This is a genomic window from Candidatus Polarisedimenticolia bacterium (assembly GCA_036001465.1).
In the GTDB taxonomy this organism is placed as follows: domain Bacteria; phylum Acidobacteriota; class Polarisedimenticolia; order Gp22-AA2; family Gp22-AA2; genus Gp22-AA3.
In genome coordinates, this window is the sequence record DASYUH010000046.1 from 23,969 (window position 1) to 41,868 (window position 17,900).

The 17,900-nt window shown below is 68.0% G+C and carries 17 protein-coding genes; 9 read left to right on the top strand and 8 right to left on the bottom strand.

Annotated elements, in window-relative coordinates; translation table 11 throughout:
* Positions 1-3 precede the first annotated feature (3 nt).
* From VGV60_09550 to VGV60_09560, 3 genes are all read left to right on the top strand, one after another.
* Positions 4-1,419 carry an FAD-dependent oxidoreductase gene (locus tag VGV60_09550; protein HEV8701499.1) on the top strand — a complete coding sequence of 472 codons (1,416 nt, stop codon included), beginning with the start codon at positions 4-6 and terminating at the stop codon, positions 1,417-1,419.
* Between the two features lie 200 nt (positions 1,420-1,619).
* Entirely contained in the window at positions 1,620-1,946 is a 327-nt protein-coding gene (locus VGV60_09555) for a BON domain-containing protein (GenBank protein HEV8701500.1), read from the top strand.
* A 79-nt stretch (positions 1,947-2,025) separates the two neighbouring features.
* Complete coding sequence (locus VGV60_09560; protein ID HEV8701501.1) at positions 2,026-2,514, top strand: hypothetical protein; 489 nt, start codon at positions 2,026-2,028, stop codon at positions 2,512-2,514.
* A gap of 55 nt (positions 2,515-2,569) precedes the next feature.
* On the opposite strand, the gene VGV60_09565 is transcribed toward VGV60_09560, so the two are convergent.
* A complete protein-coding gene (locus tag VGV60_09565) occupies positions 2,570-2,920 on the bottom strand; it encodes a P-II family nitrogen regulator (protein HEV8701502.1) in 351 nt (116 codons plus the stop codon).
* Entirely contained in the window at positions 2,917-4,209 is a 1,293-nt protein-coding gene (locus VGV60_09570) for an ammonium transporter (protein ID HEV8701503.1), read from the bottom strand. The genes VGV60_09565 and VGV60_09570 overlap by 4 nt, the downstream gene beginning before the upstream one ends.
* A 247-nt stretch (positions 4,210-4,456) precedes the next feature.
* Here VGV60_09570 and VGV60_09575 point away from each other — a divergent pair, with 247 nt between their 5' ends.
* Positions 4,457-5,083 carry a choice-of-anchor P family protein gene (locus tag VGV60_09575; protein HEV8701504.1) on the top strand — a complete coding sequence of 209 codons (627 nt, stop codon included), beginning with the start codon at positions 4,457-4,459 and terminating at the stop codon, positions 5,081-5,083.
* A 7-nt stretch (positions 5,084-5,090) separates the two neighbouring features.
* Positions 5,091-6,098, top strand: coding sequence for a post-COAP-1 domain-containing protein (locus tag VGV60_09580; GenBank protein HEV8701505.1), 1,008 nt, complete (start codon positions 5,091-5,093; stop codon positions 6,096-6,098).
* Positions 6,099-6,166: 68 nt separating this feature from the next.
* Here VGV60_09580 and VGV60_09585 read toward each other — a convergent pair whose 3' ends face one another.
* Both VGV60_09585 and VGV60_09590 read right to left on the bottom strand, forming a co-directional pair.
* Complete coding sequence (locus VGV60_09585; GenBank protein ID HEV8701506.1) at positions 6,167-7,603, bottom strand: type IV pilus twitching motility protein PilT; 1,437 nt, start codon at positions 7,601-7,603, stop codon at positions 6,167-6,169.
* A gap of 10 nt (positions 7,604-7,613) precedes the next feature.
* Positions 7,614-8,096 carry a hypothetical protein gene (locus VGV60_09590; protein ID HEV8701507.1) on the bottom strand — a complete coding sequence of 161 codons (483 nt, stop codon included), beginning with the start codon at positions 8,094-8,096 and terminating at the stop codon, positions 7,614-7,616.
* Between the two features lie 202 nt (positions 8,097-8,298).
* On the opposite strand from VGV60_09590, the gene VGV60_09595 reads away from it, so the two are divergent.
* Both VGV60_09595 and VGV60_09600 read left to right on the top strand, forming a co-directional pair.
* Positions 8,299-8,601 carry a rhodanese-like domain-containing protein gene (locus VGV60_09595; protein HEV8701508.1) on the top strand — a complete coding sequence of 101 codons (303 nt, stop codon included), beginning with the start codon at positions 8,299-8,301 and terminating at the stop codon, positions 8,599-8,601.
* Positions 8,602-8,922: 321 nt separating this feature from the next.
* Positions 8,923-11,433 (top strand): ABC transporter permease, encoded by a 2,511-nt coding sequence (locus VGV60_09600; GenBank protein HEV8701509.1) that lies wholly within the window; start codon positions 8,923-8,925, stop codon positions 11,431-11,433.
* 31 nt (positions 11,434-11,464) lie between these two features.
* On the opposite strand, the gene pgl is transcribed toward VGV60_09600, so the two are convergent.
* The 3 genes from pgl to gnd are packed head-to-tail and all read right to left on the bottom strand — an operon-like array spanning position 11,465 to position 14,590.
* On the bottom strand, positions 11,465-12,193 hold the full coding sequence (gene pgl / locus VGV60_09605) for a 6-phosphogluconolactonase (GenBank protein HEV8701510.1): 729 nt from the start codon (positions 12,191-12,193) through the stop codon (positions 11,465-11,467).
* Positions 12,178-13,698: a glucose-6-phosphate dehydrogenase gene (zwf, locus tag VGV60_09610; protein HEV8701511.1), complete on the bottom strand. Its 1,521-nt coding sequence runs from the start codon at positions 13,696-13,698 to the stop codon at positions 12,178-12,180. The genes pgl and zwf overlap by 16 nt, the downstream gene beginning before the upstream one ends.
* On the bottom strand, positions 13,691-14,590 hold the full coding sequence (gene gnd / locus VGV60_09615; protein ID HEV8701512.1) for a decarboxylating 6-phosphogluconate dehydrogenase: 900 nt from the start codon (positions 14,588-14,590) through the stop codon (positions 13,691-13,693). Before gnd ends, zwf begins: the two co-directional genes overlap by 8 nt.
* A gap of 239 nt (positions 14,591-14,829) precedes the next feature.
* On the opposite strand from gnd, the gene VGV60_09620 reads away from it, so the two are divergent.
* Positions 14,830-16,446 carry an NAD(P)/FAD-dependent oxidoreductase gene (locus VGV60_09620; GenBank protein HEV8701513.1) on the top strand — a complete coding sequence of 539 codons (1,617 nt, stop codon included), beginning with the start codon at positions 14,830-14,832 and terminating at the stop codon, positions 16,444-16,446.
* A gap of 54 nt (positions 16,447-16,500) precedes the next feature.
* Here VGV60_09620 and VGV60_09625 read toward each other — a convergent pair whose 3' ends face one another.
* Positions 16,501-17,424, bottom strand: a complete 924-nt coding sequence (locus tag VGV60_09625; GenBank protein HEV8701514.1) for an AraC family transcriptional regulator — start codon at positions 17,422-17,424, stop codon at positions 16,501-16,503.
* A 64-nt stretch (positions 17,425-17,488) separates the two neighbouring features.
* On the opposite strand from VGV60_09625, the gene VGV60_09630 reads away from it, so the two are divergent.
* Positions 17,489-17,872, top strand: coding sequence for a VOC family protein (locus tag VGV60_09630; GenBank protein HEV8701515.1), 384 nt, complete (start codon positions 17,489-17,491; stop codon positions 17,870-17,872).
* Positions 17,873-17,900 lie beyond the last annotated feature (28 nt).

Sequence of the window (17,900 nt, forward strand, 5' to 3'; positions counted from 1 at the left end):
GCGATGCCCGCCCTCCGGCGACCGGAGCACGCGACCCTGATCGACCTGCCGCCCCGCCGCGCCCAGGTGGCGGCGCGGACGGACGTCCTGGTGGTCGGCGGGGGTCCGTCGGGTCTCGGCGCCGCGCTCGGCGCGGCGGCGGCCGGTGCCCGGGTGATCCTGGCCGAACGGTACGGGTTCCTGGGTGGGAACGCGACGGCCGCGCTGGTCATGCCGCTGATGTCCTTTCACACGCAACATCACCGTCCCGAAAAGGAAGGCTCGGTCGCCCTGTTCCCGACCGATCACGGGCGGGGGAATCCGTTGATCGCGGGGGCGTTGCAGGTGCTGCTGGAGCGCATGGTCAGCGCGGGAGGGGCGATCGAGCCCTCGCTGAAGACGGGATACACCGTCCCCTTCGATCCCGAGACGTTCAAACGGGTCGCCTTGGAGCTCCTGGACGAAGCGGGAGTCGATTTCCTGTTCCATGCGTTCGCGAGCGATGCCCTCGTCGAGCATCACACGATCCGGGGTGTCGTGTTCGAGACCAAGTCGGGCCCGGTGGTCATCCATGCGAGGGTCGTGATCGATGCGACGGGGGACGGCGACGTGGCGGCCCGGGCCGGCGCACCTTTCGAAGTCGGCCGTGAGTCGGATCGGCTGGTCCAACCCATGACCCTCATGTTCCGGATCGCTGAATTCGATCGGTCGGCGTTCGCGGGTTACGTCAAGGAACACCCCGACCAATGGCGCGGGGTGCATGGGCTGTGGGACCTCGTCCGGAAGGCGACGGCGGCGGGGGACCTCGCGCTTCCCAGGGACAACGTGCTGTTCTTCGCGACGCCCCACGAACGGGAAGTGAGCATGAACAGCACCCGGATCACCCGCGTGCTCGGTGTCGATGTGTGGGACCTTTCCTACGCGGAATGGGAGACGCGCCGGCAGATGAGTCAGATCGCCGCCTTCCTGCGCCGCTACGTGCCGGGCTTCGACCAGTCCTACGTGACCCAGAGCGGGATGCATGTCGGTGTGCGGGAAACACGAAGGATTTCGGGGGAGTACCAGCTCAACGAGAAAGACATCCTGGAGGCCCGCAAGTTCCCCGACGCGATCGCGCGCAGCGCCTATCCGATCGATATCCATGATCCCGAGGGGACGGGGACGGTCCTCAAGCGTCTGCCCCCCGGAGATTGGTACGAGATTCCGCTGCGGTGTCTTCTGCCTCAAGGAGTGGACGGCCTGGTCGTGGCGGGCCGGTGCATTTCAGGGACCCATGAGGCGCATTCTTCCTATCGTGTCATGCCGGTCGCCATGGCGCTCGGGCAGGCCGCCGGTGTGTGCGCGGCCCAGGCGGTCAAGACGGGGTCGTTGCCGCGCGTGGTGCCTCCTGACACTGTGCGGGCCGAGCTCATTCGTCAGGGGGCGAGCCTCAGCGGTTAGAAACACGAGGCCCTTCGCAGCGAGGATGGATCTTGTCCCCCCAAGGGGACGCGATCTGCGCCTTCTCGGGCGGGTCCGTTCCCCTCGACCCTCCCACAAATGCTCCGGACACAGAGCTTATGGCCGTCGGCGGGTAATTGGCATCGTGCTTGCTCATTAGACCTGCGGGCCCGATTGAGATGCATCGAAAGGAGGTATCGATGAATCGCCATTGGGGACGCTTGTTCGTGGTACTGCCAATCACCGCCATGCTGGCCCTGGGCTGCGCACGAACGGCCCAGCCATCCGAAAACCCCCGAACGGCGGGTGACGCGATCCAGGACGCCACGATCACCGCATCCGTGAAGATCGCGCTCGCGCTCAAGCCCGGCGTCGCGGCGACGGAGATCAACGTCGACACGGACCGGGGTGTTGTGACGCTGAGAGGTGAAGTCGGCACCGAGGCGGAGCGCCAGCTCGCCGTGATGGTCGCCAGGGATGTCGGCAGCGTCACGGAAGTCGTGAACGACATCAGGGTTCGCGGCTGATCCGACCGATTCTTCCGCCACTTCAAGAACCGTGGGTCCATCGAGCGGCGAAGCGTGTGAGCGCCGCAAGGAGGAAAGGATGATCACGATTCGCAGGCACTCTGTCGTACGAGCGGTTCTGTTCGTCAGCGCATGCGTCCTCGCCGGCTCCCTGTCGATCTCCCCGAGCCTGGCGCGACCCGACTTCGGCGTCCGGGGCGGCGCCTACACCGACGCCGAGGAGCCGTTCCTCGGAGCCGAGGCGCTGTTCGGCATCGGGCCCACGCAGCACTGGTTCGGCAATCCCAACGTCGAGCACGCCTTTCTGGATGCGGGAGACGTGACCGCCGTCAGCTTCGACTTTCACTACGACTTTCCCACCGGCGAGCCCTACACGATCTGGGCAGGTGCCGGCCCGACGATGATCCTCAGGGACAGGAATGCGCCCGGCCGCGACGACACGGACGCGGGGATGAACCTGGTGGTCGGTGTGGGAGCGACGAAGGGTGAAGTCCGTCCGTACGGCCAGATGAAGGTCGTCATCGCCGACGACAACGAGGCGGTGCTGGGAGCGGGCATCCGGTTCTGATCCGGCGATCCGATCGCGCACGCCGGGCTTCGCGCCCGGCGTGCGCCTTCTCGTATCAGACCAGGGGAGTCACGGCCTCGACGTCCTCTTCGCCCGTCCTGATGCGATAGACCTTCTGCACCGGGAGCACGAAGATCTTGCCGTCGCCGACCTCGCCGGTCCGGCCCGACCTCATGATCGCCTGCACCGTTCTCTCCACGAACGGCTCCGAGACGCCGATGTCCAGGCGGATCTTGTCGACAAGGTCCATCTTCACGGTCATCCCGCGGTAGGTCTCCACGCTCTCGAGCTCCCCCCCGTGACCGCGGGCCGGTGTGATCGTCAGCCCCCGGACCTCCTCCTTGTACAGGGCCTCCAGAACGTCGTTCAGCTTCTCGGGGCGCACGATCGCGACGATCAGTTTCATGGCGGACCCTCCTGCGCGAGGGAGACCGCCGGCGCGCGGTCGGTCATGACCAGGATCGCGCCCTCGCCGCTCGTATAGGCCTCCTCCCCGTGCTGGGGCACGTCCATGCCCACGCCTTCCTCCCTCCTGCCGGCGCGCATCCTCGCCATGAGTCCGACCACTTTCAAGAGAATGTACGTGCCGGCCGCGCTGTAGATCGCCGTCGCGAGCACGGCCGCCGCCTGCCGCGCGAGCTGCGCGGGTTGTCCCGACAGGAGCCCGTCCGTTCCACCCCACACGCGCGCAGCGAAGACGCCCGTGAGCAACGCCCCGAAGGCACCGCCGACGCCGTGGGCCGAGAGGACGTCGAGCGAATCATCGAGCCGCGTCCTGGAGCGCCATTGGATGGCGTAATAGCTCGGAATCGCGGCGATGGCTCCAATCCCGACCGCGCTCATGGGAGAGACGAACCCGGCGCCCGGAGTGATCGCCACGAGACCGACCACGATGCCGGTCGCGGCGCCCACCGCGGTCGCCTTGCCGGTCCGCGCCAGGTCGAGGAGCATCCACACGACGAGCGTGCCCATGGGCGCGACCAGGGTGTTCACGAAGGCGAGGGCGGCCGAGACGTTCGCGCCGAGGGCGCTCCCACCGTTGAAGCCGAACCAGCCGAACCAGAGCAGCGACGCTCCCAGGAGCACGAACGGCACGCTGTGGGGCAGGAGCGCCTGGCGCCCATAATCCTTGCGCGGTCCCAGAAGGACGGCCGCCAGCAGCGCCCCCACGCCGGCGTTGACGTGCACCACGGTCCCGCCGGCGAAGTCGAGCGCCCCCAGCCGCGCCAGCCAGCCGCCTCCCCAGACCCAGTGAGCGACCGGCGCGTAGACGATCAGGGCCCACAGCGTGATGAACGCGAGATACGGGCCGAAGCGCATCCGCTCGACGATGGCCCCCGAGATCAGCGCCGCGGTGATGATCGCGAACGTTCCCTGGTACGCCATGAAGAGGAGGTGGGGGATCGACCCCTTCGGCTCGAGGCCCACGCCGTTAAGGAACAGATGGGCGCCGCCGCCGATCCAGTCATTCCCCGGGGCGAAGGCCAGGCTGTAGCCGGCGACGACCCAGGCGATGCCCACCGCGCCGAGGGAGGCGAGGCTCATCATCATCGTGTTCAACGCGTTCTTCGAGCGCACCAGCCCTCCGTAGAAGAAGGCGAGAGCCGGCGTCATCAGAAGCACGAGCGCCGTCGCGACCAGCATCCATGCCGTGTCGGCTGCGTTGAGGAGAGTTGCTGCCGGTGGATCTTGCATGCGGGGCCTCCTGGAACCTTCAAGCCCAGATATTAGGTCCGGTGAGGGCTGTTCCGTCAACCTCGGACTCGACACGGCGTGCGGGGCACGACCCGGCCTCGCTCCGCTCAGGGTTTTGCCGGAGGCCTTCCCGGGAACAGTTCCCATGGAAAACCGGACGTCCACCTGATGGCCGGGAGGCCGCGGCCCCCGTAAATTGGTCGCGGCAAAAGGAGGCTCTATGGACTGCACGACTCGGGAGGTGGACATGAGTCACGGATTGAAGGCCTGTCGCGGGTTCGTCACTCTCGCCCTGCTGGCGGCCGGTCTTCTGGGCGCCCCGTCGACGGTCGCCGCCCAGACCGCCAGCCAGGCGAAGGCGGCGCAGGCGACCGTGCCCGGGGCGACCGTGCTGGGGATCACCCTGCCCGGAACGACGACGGTGCTCGCCGGCACCGGCGCCCTGCCGCCCGGGTCGGCCGGCGCGCTGGAGGCGTCGTCGGTCGCGGGCACCGTTCCGTCCCTGATGTCCGGGGACTCGCTGCACGCGACGGTCATCGGCCTCCCGGGCGAGGCATCTTCGGAGGCGTCGCTGGCGAGTCTGGGCCTGTCCGTGGGCGGGAACACCATCTCGGCCGATTTCATCATGGCTCGGGCGCGCGCGGTGACCGGCGCCGGCGGATCCGGCAGCTCGGACATCGACGGCCTGTCGATCAACGGAGTCAGGATCCCGGTGACCGGCGCCCCGAACCAGACCCTCCCGATCGTCGGGGGCACGGTCGTCCTCAACGAGCAGCAGACGGGCGCGGGCGGTGCGGTGGTCAACGCGCTGCACGTGATCGTCACCGGCGTCGCCGACGTGGTCGTCGCGTCCGCGATCGCCGCGACCCCTTGAGGAAACCATGAAACACCATCAGCTTCCCATCCTCCTCGCAGCGCTCCTCGTTGTGATCGCCATCCCCGCGGGCGCCTGGACCACGAACGAGGTCCCGTGTGATTTCCTGACCGGCGGAGGGTACATCATTCACAACGGTGCCCACGCGAACTTCGGAGTAGCGGGCGGGGTGAAGAACGGCGCCTTCTGGGGCCATCTCGAGTACAACGACCACGGCACGACCCCGCCGATGAAGGTCCACGGGACGGGTGTCACCGGATATTTTTACGTCGATGCGAACACCCGTTACATCCAGGGCACCTGCACGATCAACGGAGTCGCCGGGTACACCTACGAGATCAAGGTGACCGACAACGGCGAGCCGGGACGGGGCCACGACCTCTTCTCCATCGGCCTGAGCACGGGGTACAGGGCAGGGGCGTGGTCGGGCGACGGGCCGATCGCGGGTGGCAACATCCAGCTGCACAAGGGGAACGGCTCGACCACGCCGCCGCCGGGCTTCACCTGCCAGGACACGAGCAACCCCGCTCCAACGCCGACGCCGACTCCCACACCCACGCCGACACCCACACCGACGCCCACACCGACGCCCACGCCGACTCCCACACCCACACCAACGCCGCCTCCATCATCGACGACACGCATCGAGGAGGACGATCCCTCCGTTGTCTACACCGGAATGTGGGGCTCCATATCCCGCGATGATTTGAGCGGCGGCTCCATCAAGGAGTCGTTGGATCCGGCAGGCACCGCCACGCTGGTTTTTTCAGGAACGGGTGTGAGCTGGATCAGCTATACGGCCCCGTTCAATGGGATCGCTCAGGTGTACCTCGATGGGACCCTGAGCGCGACGGTCGATACGTACGCCCCGACCGAGCACGCGCAGGCCGTTGTGTACTCCGTCGGCGGCCTGCCGGCGGGTCCTCACACGCTGACCATCAAGGTCACGTTCACGTGGAACCCGTCCGGCTGCTGCGCCTGGATCGTCGTGGACGCCTTCGATGTGAGTTCGTGAGCCCGGACGGGAAGCTATCGAGGCCCCCCTGCGGTGCTCTCGAGGGCCACAGGGGGGAGTTGAACCCGTCACGCCGCCTGAAGCTTCACGCCGCTCCGTTCGAGCATCGAGCGCAGCTCCTGCTTGTTGACGGCGTTGGCGTAGGCTTCCTCCGGCTCGACCTGGCCCTTCTTCACGAGCTCGAGCAGCGAGTCGCTCAGGGTGATCATCCCGGAGCCCCGTCCGGTCTGCATGACGGAGGGGATTTGGAACGTCTTCCCCTCGCGGATCAGGTTGCTGACGGCGGGGGATACCAGAAGGATTTCCAGGGCGGCGACGCGGCCGCCCCCCTTCCTGCGGCACAAGGTCTGGGCGATGACTCCCTTCAGCGACTCCGAGAGCATGGCGCGGATCTGGTTCTGCCGGTCGGCGGGGAACTGATCGATGATCCGGTCGACGGTGGAGGCGGCCGTGTTGGTGTGCAGCGTCCCGAAGACCAGGTGACCCGTCTCGGCGGTCTCGATGGCGATGGCGACCGTCTCGAGGTCGCGCATCTCCCCGACGAGGACGATGTCGGGATCCTCCCGCAGCGCCGCGCGCAACGCCGTCTTGAACCCGCAGGTATGCGTCCCGACCTCGCGCTGGTTGATGAGCGCCTTGCGCACGGGATGGACGAACTCGATCGGGTCTTCGATGGTGATGATGTGCACGGGCTGGTCGCGGTTGATCGAGTCGATCATCGCCGCCAGCGTGGTCGATTTCCCCGAGCCGGTGGGGCCGGTGACGACCACCAGCCCCTTGTGCAGATTGCACAGGTCGAGAATCTGCGGGGGGAGGCCGAGCTCCTGGGCGGACTGGATGTCGGTCGGAATGACCCGGAACACGCCCCCCATGCCGCGCCGGTCCTGGAAGAGGTTGCAGCGGAACCGCGCCACGCCGGGGATCTCATGGGAAAAGTCGACGTCGTGCGATCGCTCGAACTCGGCGCGCTTCTCGGCGGGGGTGATCGAGAGGAGCAGCTCGGCCACCTGCTCGGCGGTGAACGGCACGATGTCCCCGACCGGGACGATCTCCCCGTGCTTCCGGAACAGCGGCGTATTCCCCGAGGTGAGGTGAAGGTCGGAGCAGTGCTCCCGGACCATCTGGACGAACAGGGATTCGATCGTCAGCGTCGCCTTGCGGCCTTCGATGACCGGTCCCCGGGCGGGGGAGGGAGCGGCCGTGATCGGCAACGGGCCGGCCTCCAGCCTCAGCGCTTCGCCGTCGCGGGTGAACTTCACCGTCACCGTGCCCGCGGGGGCCGGGTAGCAGAATTCATGCTCGCCGTCCTGCTCGACGTCCCCGGCGAGGTTCGGCGGCACGATCTCCTTGAGGAGATCGCGGATCTGCGCCACCGTGACCGGCTGCGGGCTGACCGGACGGTGCTCCTTCCCGACGACCAGGACGAGCCGCTCTCCCGAGGCCATGATCAGCCGGTCGGCCGAGGACTGGAACATCGCCTGGACGAGCCTGTCGATGCGGGCCATGTCTCTGCTCCTAGCCCTCGTTGACGCGGGCGATGTGCCGCTTGTTCACCAGGTACACCTGCCCCGCGTGCCGCACCGCCAGGCACCGATCCTCGCGGTTCAGAAAATCGAGCAGCCGGCTGCGCGTCTCCGGCATGTCGTACTCGACCGTGCCGCGGATCGCGGCGCCGCTCTCCAGAATCACCTCGACCTCCGCATGCCGGGGTGACGGGAGAGGGGGGCCGTCGGCCCCCGGTCGCTCCGCCCCGGGCTCTTCCGCGGCGGGCACCGTGATCACGACGACGGCGTCTCGCCGCAGAAGGCGCAGCTTCCCCTTGCGATCGAGGGCCGGGAGAAACGTGTCCGGGCCGTTCAGCAGATCGCTCGGACGCTCGTCGCCGGCGTGAAGCCTCGTTCGCCCGGCAAGAAACAACCTCAGCACGGCAGGCTTCTCCCCGGCGATCGTCACGTGCGCGGTCAGCTCCTTCTTGGCGACTCGGTACTCGTGCGTCAACGGGACGACCTCACACGGCGGACGCCCGCCCTCGGGGTGCACGGGCCCATGCCCAACACTAGTGTCGCAACCGATCAAGTCAAGGTCGATTACGAAGGTGTACCCGGAGGCCGGGGCGGGGCACCGGTCGGGCGTGTCGTCTATACTAAGGTGACACACGGCGGGCCGGGTTCGACCGGGCTCCGCTCATGAGGAGGTTCCCATGCGGCCAAGCCGCCAGCTGGTCGTCCTTGGCATGTTCGCTCTCGCCCTGGTCCCGACGGTCCGGGCCGCAGGCAAGAAGGACAAACCCTCGCCCGAGCCGTTCGGGCGATTCACCGTGAACCAGGTGGAACGGCGGCTCGCCCAGCCGGATGTTCACCTGTACGATGGCAATCCCCCCGACGTGTACGCCGAGAACCATGTGCCGGGCGCCGTGCACCTGAACACCGACGACATCAAAGAGGGGGTCTTGCCGGCGGACAAGAACTCCACCCTCATCTTCTATTGCATGAACGAACTCTGAACGCAATGCCATCACTCGGCCCGGAGGGCCGCCGAGCTCGGCTACCGCGAGACCTTCATCATGCCGTCAGGAATCCAGGGTTGGGTCAAGGCAGGCAAGCCGATCGTCAAGGGGGACAAGGCACGCTGATCGACTCGCAACCTCGTGGTCGAAGACCCCAACAGCCCTGAAATCAGCCGGTTAGCTCCTTGGTGCGGCGGCGATCCACTCTCGTGGGGCCTCCGCCCTCCACATCCCCCGAGGTCCGTCCTGCTGTCTCCCGACTGAAATTCCGGGAACGAAGTGCCGGCGTCGGTCGTATGATCCCACCGGGCAATCCAAATGGTCACTACCTTCGTCCAGGATCTCCGCGTCGGGCTGCGCGTTCTCCTCCGGGAGAAGGGCTTCTGCGCCATGGCCATCGCCGTCCTGGCGCTCGGCATCTGCGGCGTCACCACCACGTTCAGCGTGGTGAACGGGGTGATGCTGCGCGGGTTCTCGTTTCCGAACTCCGCCCGGCTGGTCAGCGTCAACTTCATCGATCCGACCAGCAAGAACTTCTTCGGCCAGAACGGTCAGATCTCGGCCATGGACTTCGAAGAGGTGCGCCCGCAGGCGAAGTCGTACGAGCTCATGTCCGCCTACATCAACGGCTCGACCGTCAACGCGACGATCGACGGGACTCCCCGGCGCTACACGGGCGCCTACGTGACACCCGACTTCCTCAGGATTCTCGGCGTGGCACCCAGTATCGGGCGCGACCTGAGGGCGGAGGACAATGCCCCCGGCGCCGAGAAGGTCGCCATCATCGGTTACGGCCTCTGGCAGCGCGACTTCGGCGGGACGCAGGACATCGTGGGCAAGGGGCTCCGCATCAACGGGACGCCGGCGACGATCGTCGGCGTGATGCCCAAGGGCTTCGCGTTCCCGATCAACGAGGAGCTGTGGATCCCGCTCTACAGCGAGTTCCCGGTGCGCGAGCGCAACAACCCGCGCAACGTCAACCCCGGGGTGGTGGCGCTGCTCAAGCCGGGCGTTTCGCTGGACCAGGCCAACGCCGAGGCGACGACGCTCGCGAGGCGCCTCGCGGAGGCCTATCCGGAGACCAACAAGCAGTTCAACACGGGCAAGGTCGAGCCGCTGCTCAAGACGTACACGCCGCTGCCCCTGCGCGGCACGCTCCTCACGATGCTGGCATTCTGCGTGGGCCTGCTTTTGATCGGGTGCGTCAACGTGATGAACATGCAGTTCGCCCGGGCGACCCTGCGGGCGAGGGAGCTGGCCATCCGCTCGTCGCTCGGCGCCAGCCGGACCCGCCTGATCTTCCAGATGCTGACCGAGAGCCTGCTGGTCACGGTCGTCGGCACCGCGGTCGGCGTGGGCCTGGCGTATTACTGCACCGACCTGCTGAACGCGACGGTCCGCAACTTCGACAACCCGCCGCCGTCGTGGATCACCTTCGACATCGACGGCCCGGTGCTGGGCTTCAGCATCGTCGCGATGCTCGCGGCCGCGATCGTGTCGGGGCTCCTGCCCGCCTGGATGGCCTCGCGCGCCAACGTGGTCTCGGTGCTGAAGGAGGGCGGCCGGGGTGGCACGAGCCGCGGGACCCGGGTGGTCATGCGCGGCCTGGTGGTCCTTCAGGTTGTAGTGACCTGCGTCCTTCTGATCGGGTCACTGCTTCAAATGCAGTCGATCCTCAAGCAGCAGACGATCGACTACGGCTACGACACGGAAGGGCTCATGTCGGCCCGCATGGGGCTGATGGACGGTGCTTATCCGACGCAGGAGCTGCGCAAGACCTTCTTCGACCGCCTCGTGCGCGAGCTGCAGGCCCACTCGGAGTTCGAGGCGGTGGCGCTCACCAACAAGTTCCGGATGGTCTTCTCGGGGAGCGGGCCGATCGAGATCGAGGGGAAGGAGTACAAGGAGAAGAAGGACCGCCCCAACGCCAACTTCGAGCAGGTCACGTCCGGCTACTTCGAGGTCCTCGGCCAGACGCTGATCGAGGGGCGCCGGTTCCAGGACGACGATCTCGACGACAAGCTGCCCGTGGCCGTCGTGAACGCGGCGTTCGCGCACAAGCACTTCGGCAACGAGAGCCCGCTGGGCCGGCGCTTCCGCGCCCTGGACGGCAACACGCTGCAGCCCGGCCCGTGGCGCACCATCGTCGGCGTCGTCAGGACCGTGCGGATGATGCCGCCCTTCAATATTCCGAACGTCGACGAGACGGGCTTCTACGTGCCGTTCTATTCGCAGCCGAGCGGCCCGGCGCAGCCGGGGCCGGCCGCCGCCCAATTCGCCACCGTCCTCGTCAGGCCGCGCGGCGGCCTGCGCGCCGACACGCTGGCCAACGCGCTGCGCCGCGAGGTCGCCAAGGTGGACCCGGACCTGCCGCTTTACTACGTCGACACGCCCAAGCGGCAGATCGCGGGCTTCGTGAGCCAGGGCCGCGTCGTCGCCATCATGTTCTCGATCTTCGGGGCGGTCGCCATGGTGATCGCCGGGGTGGGGATCTACGGCGTCATGTCGTTCTCGGTGAACCAGCGCACCCAGGAGCTGGGTGTTCGCATGGCCCTGGGCGCCGACAGCCGGCGCATCCTTCGCATGGTGCTGCGCCAGGGTTCGGTCCTGACAGGGGTCGGCCTGGCGCTCGGGCTGCTGATCACGCTGGGGCTGGCCGGGGCCGCGGGAGAGGGCATCCAGAGCGTCCTGTTCGGCGTCAGCCCGCTCGACCCGCTCATCTATGCCGCCGTGGCCGCGATGATAGCGGCCGTTTCGCTCGCGGCCTCGTTCGTCCCCGCCCGGCGCGCCACGCGCGTGGACCCGATGATCGCGCTGCGCGCCGAGTAGCTCTCGACCCGTCCCTCAGCGACCGTCCGCTTCACGCATCTCCGAGGTGGAGCCGCGAGGCCGCGGGCTCGTCCACGATCCAGGTCGCGTTCCGTGCGAGCTGGGCCGGGCAGGCAAGAAGGCCCCAGGGGCCGGCGCAGGCTCGCGCGACCGCACGCGCCTTGCCCTCCCCAGCCGCCAGCACGAGACGGGTCCGGGCGGCTCCGATGACCGGGGGCGTCACGGTGATGCGCCACTCCGGAGGCACCGGCGCCCGCACCGCCAGCACTCTTCGCCGGTCTTCGCGCACGGCGGGATCCTGGGGAAAGAGCGAGGCCGTGTGTCCGTCCGCCCCGATTCCCAGCACCAGGACGTCGAGCCGGGGCGGAAGGAGCCGCTCGTAGTCCGCCGCGGCACCGGCGACATCGGGTCGCTCCCCTTCCATCCGGTGGATCGCGGCGGGGGGCGCAGGGAGACGATCCAGGAGCGACTCCTTGACCAGTCGGAAATTGCTTTCAGCCTGATCGGGCGGAACGGCCCGTTCGTCCGCGAAATAGATCTCCACCATGCCCCAGGGCAGCCCGGGGATTCGCGCCAGCGCCTCGTAAACCGGACGGGGCCCCGTCCCGCCCGACAGGGCGAGGCCGATCCGCTCCCGTTCCAGGGCCGCCGCGTGGAGACTCCGGGCAACATGGTCCGCCGCGGTCCCGGCGAACTCCTCCGGCGCCACCACGATCGGATTGCAGGGAAGTCCGGGATCGCGGCTCAAATCTGTCGCCATGCCCGCCCGCTTCCCTCGATCAGCCGATCGGCGGCCGGTGGACCCCACGAGCCCGACGGGTAAATGAGGTCCTTCGTGAGCGGCATGGACTCCCACCGCTCGTGAATGGGATCCACGATCGCCCAGGCCTGGTCGATCCAGTCGGCCCGGGCGAAGAGCGTCTGATCGCCCTGCATCACCTCGCGCAGCAGCCAGGCATAGGCCCGCGGCGCATCCTCGAGCTCGAATGCCGTGGAGTAGAGAAAATTCATCCGGACCGGGCACATGGTGAGATCGGGCCCGGGCCGTTTCGCGGCGAAGACCTGGATGATGCCCTCCTGTGGCGCCAGCCGGAAGACCAGCAGGTTGCCCTGGAGCCGCGCGGGGTCGACCGGGAACATGAGGTGAGGCGTGGGCTTGAACTGGATGCAGATCTCGGTCAGCTTCCGTTCCATCCGCTTCCCGGTGCGGAGAAAAAAGGGGACTCCCTCCCAGCGCCAGTTGTCGAGAAACACACGGGCCCCGACGTAGGTCGGCGTCGGGGAGTCCCGCCCGATGCCTTGTTCCTGCCGGTAGCCCGGCACCGGCTCGGCACGAATCGCACCCGGCCCGTACTGTCCGCGAACGGCGTCCCGGTCGGGGTCCACCGGCCGCATCGAGCGCAGGACCTTCAGTGTCTCGTCCCGCAGGGAGGCCCCGTCGTAGTGGACCGGTGGCTCCATCGCCGTCATGCAGAGGAGCTGAAGCAGGTGGTTCTGCAGCATGTCCCGCACGACCCCGGCCTTCTCATAGAACGCCGCACGGGTCCCGATGCCGATCTCCTCCGCCACGGTGATCTGCACGTGATCGATGTAGTTGCGGTTCCAGATGGGCTCGAAGCTCGGATTGGCGAAGCGGAACACCAGCATGTTCTGCACCGTCTCCTTGCCGAGGAAGTGATCGATCCGGTAGATCGACTCTTCGGGAAAGACCGCGCGCAGGCGCCGATCGAGCTCGCGGGCCGAGGTCCGATCGGCGCCGAACGGCTTCTCGACGACGAGGCGGCGCCAGCCATCGCCCCGGTGCAGGCCGCATTGCGCCAGCTGCTCGACGATGGGACCGAAGTACTCGGACTGCGCGGCGAGGTGGAAGAACACGTTGTCGGGCGTGCCGTGTTCGGCCCGGACCTCGGCGATGCGCTGTGCGAGCCGATCGAAGGATGCCGGGTCGGCGAAGTCTCCAGACGTGAAGTGCAGGAGGCGGGCAAAGGCGGCCCAGACGGCGGGGTCCGGCGGGCCGGGACCGAAGGCCTCCCGCATCCGGGTTCTGAACTCCTCGTCGCTCCAGGCTCTTCGGGAGAATCCGATCACGGCGAACGGATCGGGCAGCAGGTGCTCGCGAAAGAGCTGATACAGGGATGGAATCAGCTCGCGCCGCGACAGATCGCCGCCGGCGCCGAAGATCACCGCGATGCTCGGCTCGGGCGGCGTGCCGGAATCGATGCCGGCGCACTGGACCTCGAGCGGGCGGTGCGACGCTTCAGGCACGCTTCACCGCGTGACCTCCAAACTGCTTCCTGAGGGCCGCGATCACCCGGGCGGAGAACCCGCCGATGTCGCGGCTGGAGAAGCGGGCGTAGACCGAGTCGGTGATCGCGGGAATCGGGATCGCCCTTCCGACGGCATACTCGATGGTCCAGCGCCCGGTTCCCGAGTCCTCCAGAACGGGGGCGATGTGCTCCAGCCGGGCTCCATCCTCCGCAAAGGCCTTGTCCATGAGTTCGAGCAGCCAGGAGCGCACGACGGACCCGTGCTGCCAGAGAGCCGCGACCTTGCGGAGGTCGATGCCGAACTCGGATCGCTCCAGGCACTCGAAGCCTTCGCCCAGCGCCTGGAGCATGCCGTATTCGATCGCGTTATGAATCATCTTGACGAAGTGACCCGCGCCGACCGGCCCGACGTGCGCGAACCCTCCGGGCTGGGTGAGGGCTGTCAGGACGGGAGCCAGCCGGGACACGGCCGCCGGCGGGCCGCCCGCCATGATGCAATAACCCTCGGCGAGCCCCCACACTCCACCGCTGACCCCCGCGTCGATGAAGTCGATCCCGCGTCTCGAGCACTGTGCGGCGGCGGCGATGGAGCCCAGATAATGCGAGTTGCCGCCGTCGATGATGAGATCTCCGGCGGAGAGGAGGCCGGTGAGCGTTTCGATGGTCTGGACGGTGGGCGTCCCGTGCGGGAGCATGATCCACACCGCCCGCGGCGCCGGGAGCGCCTTGACCAGGTCCGCGGGCGAACCGGCGACCACCGCGCCGATCGTCCGGGCTTCCTCGAGATGCGCGGGGTCGGCGTCGTACGCCACAACAGCATGGCCGGCGTCGATGAGCCGCCTGGCCATGTGGCCGCCCATGCGGCCGAGGCCGATCAGGCCGAGTTGCATGAGGTCAATCCTCCCTGTTCAACGGTTCCTAGCGTCTCACACGACCTGCTTCTTCGACAAATGACTTCCATCGCGCGAGGGCATCAACCCGCTCCCGGGGGATGCAACCGGAGGCGCGTAGCGACCCAACGCGGGGCGTTTCACCTGGAGAGCCGCGCCGGAGAATCTGCGGTCGCGGGTGAGGCCGCCGACGTAGAATCTGCGCGCGCATCACTCGTTTCCGGGAGAAGGGGAGTCGCATGCCTGGCAACAGATACGACGCCGTCGTCATCGGCGGCGGTCACAACGGACTGGTCGCCGCGGCCTACCTCGCCAAGTACGGCAGGAAGGTCGTCGTCCTGGAGGCGAGGCACAAGACCGGCGGCGCGGCGGACACGTCGCAGCCGTGGCCCGAGGCCCCCGAGTTCAAGGTCACGACGCTGTCGTACACGATGAGCCTGATGCCGCCCTACATCGTCAACGATCTCGGGCTGAGGAAGCACGGCTACAAGATCAACCCGCTCGGGATGGGATACCTGCCGCACCCCGACGGCCGCTCGATCATCGACAGCGGCACCAACCCGGCGACCTACACCTCGTACGGCCAGTTCTCCAAGAAAGACGGCGAGCGGATCGGCCCTTACTACGAGTGGATCGGGCGCATTGCCTCGATCATGCACCCGATGCTCGACCACACGCCGCCGCATCTCGGCTCGCTCAAGCTCAAGGACATCAAGGACGTGGCGAAGCTGGCCTGGTCCCTCAAGAAGCGTGGCGCGATCGACGAGCGGACGGTCGCCGACATCACGCGCCTGTTCACCATGAGCTGCGCCGACCTGCTCGACCGCTGGTTCGAGAGCCCCGTCGTCAAGGGGATGCTGTCGATCAACGGCATCATCGGGACCTGGGCCGGGCCGTTCGCCACCGGCACCGCCTATGTGCTGATGCACCACTCGACCGGCCAGGAGACCGAGGGGCAGGTGGCCTCGTGGGGGATGCCGGAAGGGGGGATGGGAGCCGTGGCCGACGCGATCCGGCGCGCCGCGGAGGGGTTCGGCGCCGAGGTCCGGGTCAACGCTCCCGTGGAGAAGGTCCTGATCCAGGGGGGCCGTGTCACCGGGGTGGTGATCCAGGGGGGCGAGGAGATCACGGCCCCGCTCGCGGTCACCACCTGCCACCCGCAGATCACGTTTCTTCGACAGATCGAGAAGAAGGAGCTGCCGTCCGAATTTGTCTCCGACATCGAGAACTGGCGGTCGCGCTCGGGGACCGTGAAGATCAATCTGGCGCTGGCGGAGCTTCCGGAGTTCACCGCCAATCCCGGCTTCAATCCGGACGTGCATGGCGGCGCGATCTCCATCCTCGACGACATCGACTATCTCGAGCGCGCCTTCCAGGACGCGCGCGCCGGCAGGCCGGCGGCGCGGCCGTTCTCGGACTGCGAGATCCCGACGGTATTCGACACGACCCTGGCGCCCCCGGGGCGCCACATCATGTCGATGTTCACCCAGTGGGTGCCGGAGACCTGGAGCCGCGAGCCGCACCGCGCCGAGCTCGAGGCCTACGCCGACCGGCTGATCGACCGCTTCAACCGGGTGGCGCCGAACTTCAAGGGATCGATCCTGCACCGGCAGATCATCGGCCCGTACGACATGGAGCACGAGTACCACATCCTCGGCGGCAACATTTTCCACGGCGAGCTGACCGTCGATCAGCTCTTCCACCTGCGCCCCGCCGTCGGCTACGCCGACTATCGCACTCCGATCCGCGGTCTGTACCAGGCGTCGTCGGCCACCCACGCGGGCGGCGGCGTCAACGGCCTGCCCGCCCACCACGCCGTGCGCGAGATGCTCAAGGATGGCGCGTTCAGGTCCTGACGCCGGCCGCGCGGCGTCGAGGGGCCGGAGCCGGTGTGGCAGGTGATCGCGGTTCTACACACTCCGCGACATCCGGGAGGTCCGACGGAATCCGCGCGGGCTGGCGCCGAATTCGGCGCGGAAGGCGTGATTGAAGTTCGAGACATCGCCGAAGCCGGAATCGAAGGCGGCGTCGACGACTCGCACGGGCTCGGCCGCCAGCCGCGTCGCGGCCTCCCGCAGGCGCATGCGCAGGACATAGCGGTGAGGCGTCACGCCGGTCAGCCGCTGGAAGGTGCGCAGGAAGTGGTACGGGCTCAGGCGCGCCTCACGCGCCAGCGCCGCGAGCGACAGGCCGTCGCCGGGATCGCGCTCGATCCGGCGCACGGCCCGGGTCACCCGCGCTGTCGCCGCGGGGGAGACGTCGCGCGTCGAGGGAGTGAAGCCGGCGGCGAGCTGCACCGTCCGCGCGGCCATCTCGACACTCAGCTCCTCCCACGAGACGTTCACCATTCCGGTCAGGCCGGCCTGGGCCCGCGCCACGAGCGGCGACATCGGGCGCAGGGGGGGCAGCCGCAGGGCGCGGAACCCCGGCCGCACGCCGCAGGCCCGCGGCGCAAGGGACCCGCCGGCGGCATCCATCGCGAGACTCTCGAAGTAGTCCGGGTCGTAGTGGAACGACAGGCAGCGGTCCCCCGGGCCGTGCTCGTGAGCGCACTCGAAGGACTGACCGGCGTTCCCCAGCATGAGCGATCCGGGGGTCATCAGCTCGCGACCCCCCGCCGAGCGGTACTGGAACGTGCCGGCGGTCACCAGGGCGATGGCGACACTCGCGCGCCGCTCCTCGAACGGTCGATCAGGGGGGCCGAACGTGCAGATCACGTCCCCCACCCCCCAGCCCTCTCCCTGGGCGAGCCACCGTGTCGTGGTGCGGCCGGGACACCCCTCGAGCATCCGTCGAGCCAGCGCCTTCTCCAGATCGACCGCAATTTTCGCCAAGATCCGCGCCTCCCCGCTGGCGTATAAGCCTTACAGCATACCGGATTCGAGAGGAGGAGCCGAGATGTACGACCACGTTTCGCTGAAGGTGAAGGACGGTGCCAGAAGCCGCAGGTTCTTCCAGCGGGCCCTCGCCCCCCTGGGGTACAAGGTGATCGACGAGTCCGACGGGGGCGCGGGGTTCGGGGCGGAGGACAAATCGGCGCTCTGGATCGCGCAGGGCCAGCCGCACGAGCCCGCGCTGCACCTGGCGTTCGCCTCCGCCGATCGGGCGGGGGTCGACGCCTTCCACAAGGCGGCGCTGGACGCGGGGGGGCGGGACAACGGGCGTCCCGGGATCCGCGAGAGCTACGGGCCGAGCTACTACGCGGCGTTCGTCCTGGACCCCGACGGCAACAACATCGAGGCGGTCTGCCAGAAGACCGAAGGTTCGAAGAAGGGGCGCTGAGCCGTTCTGCGGAGGGGGCGCGCGGAGG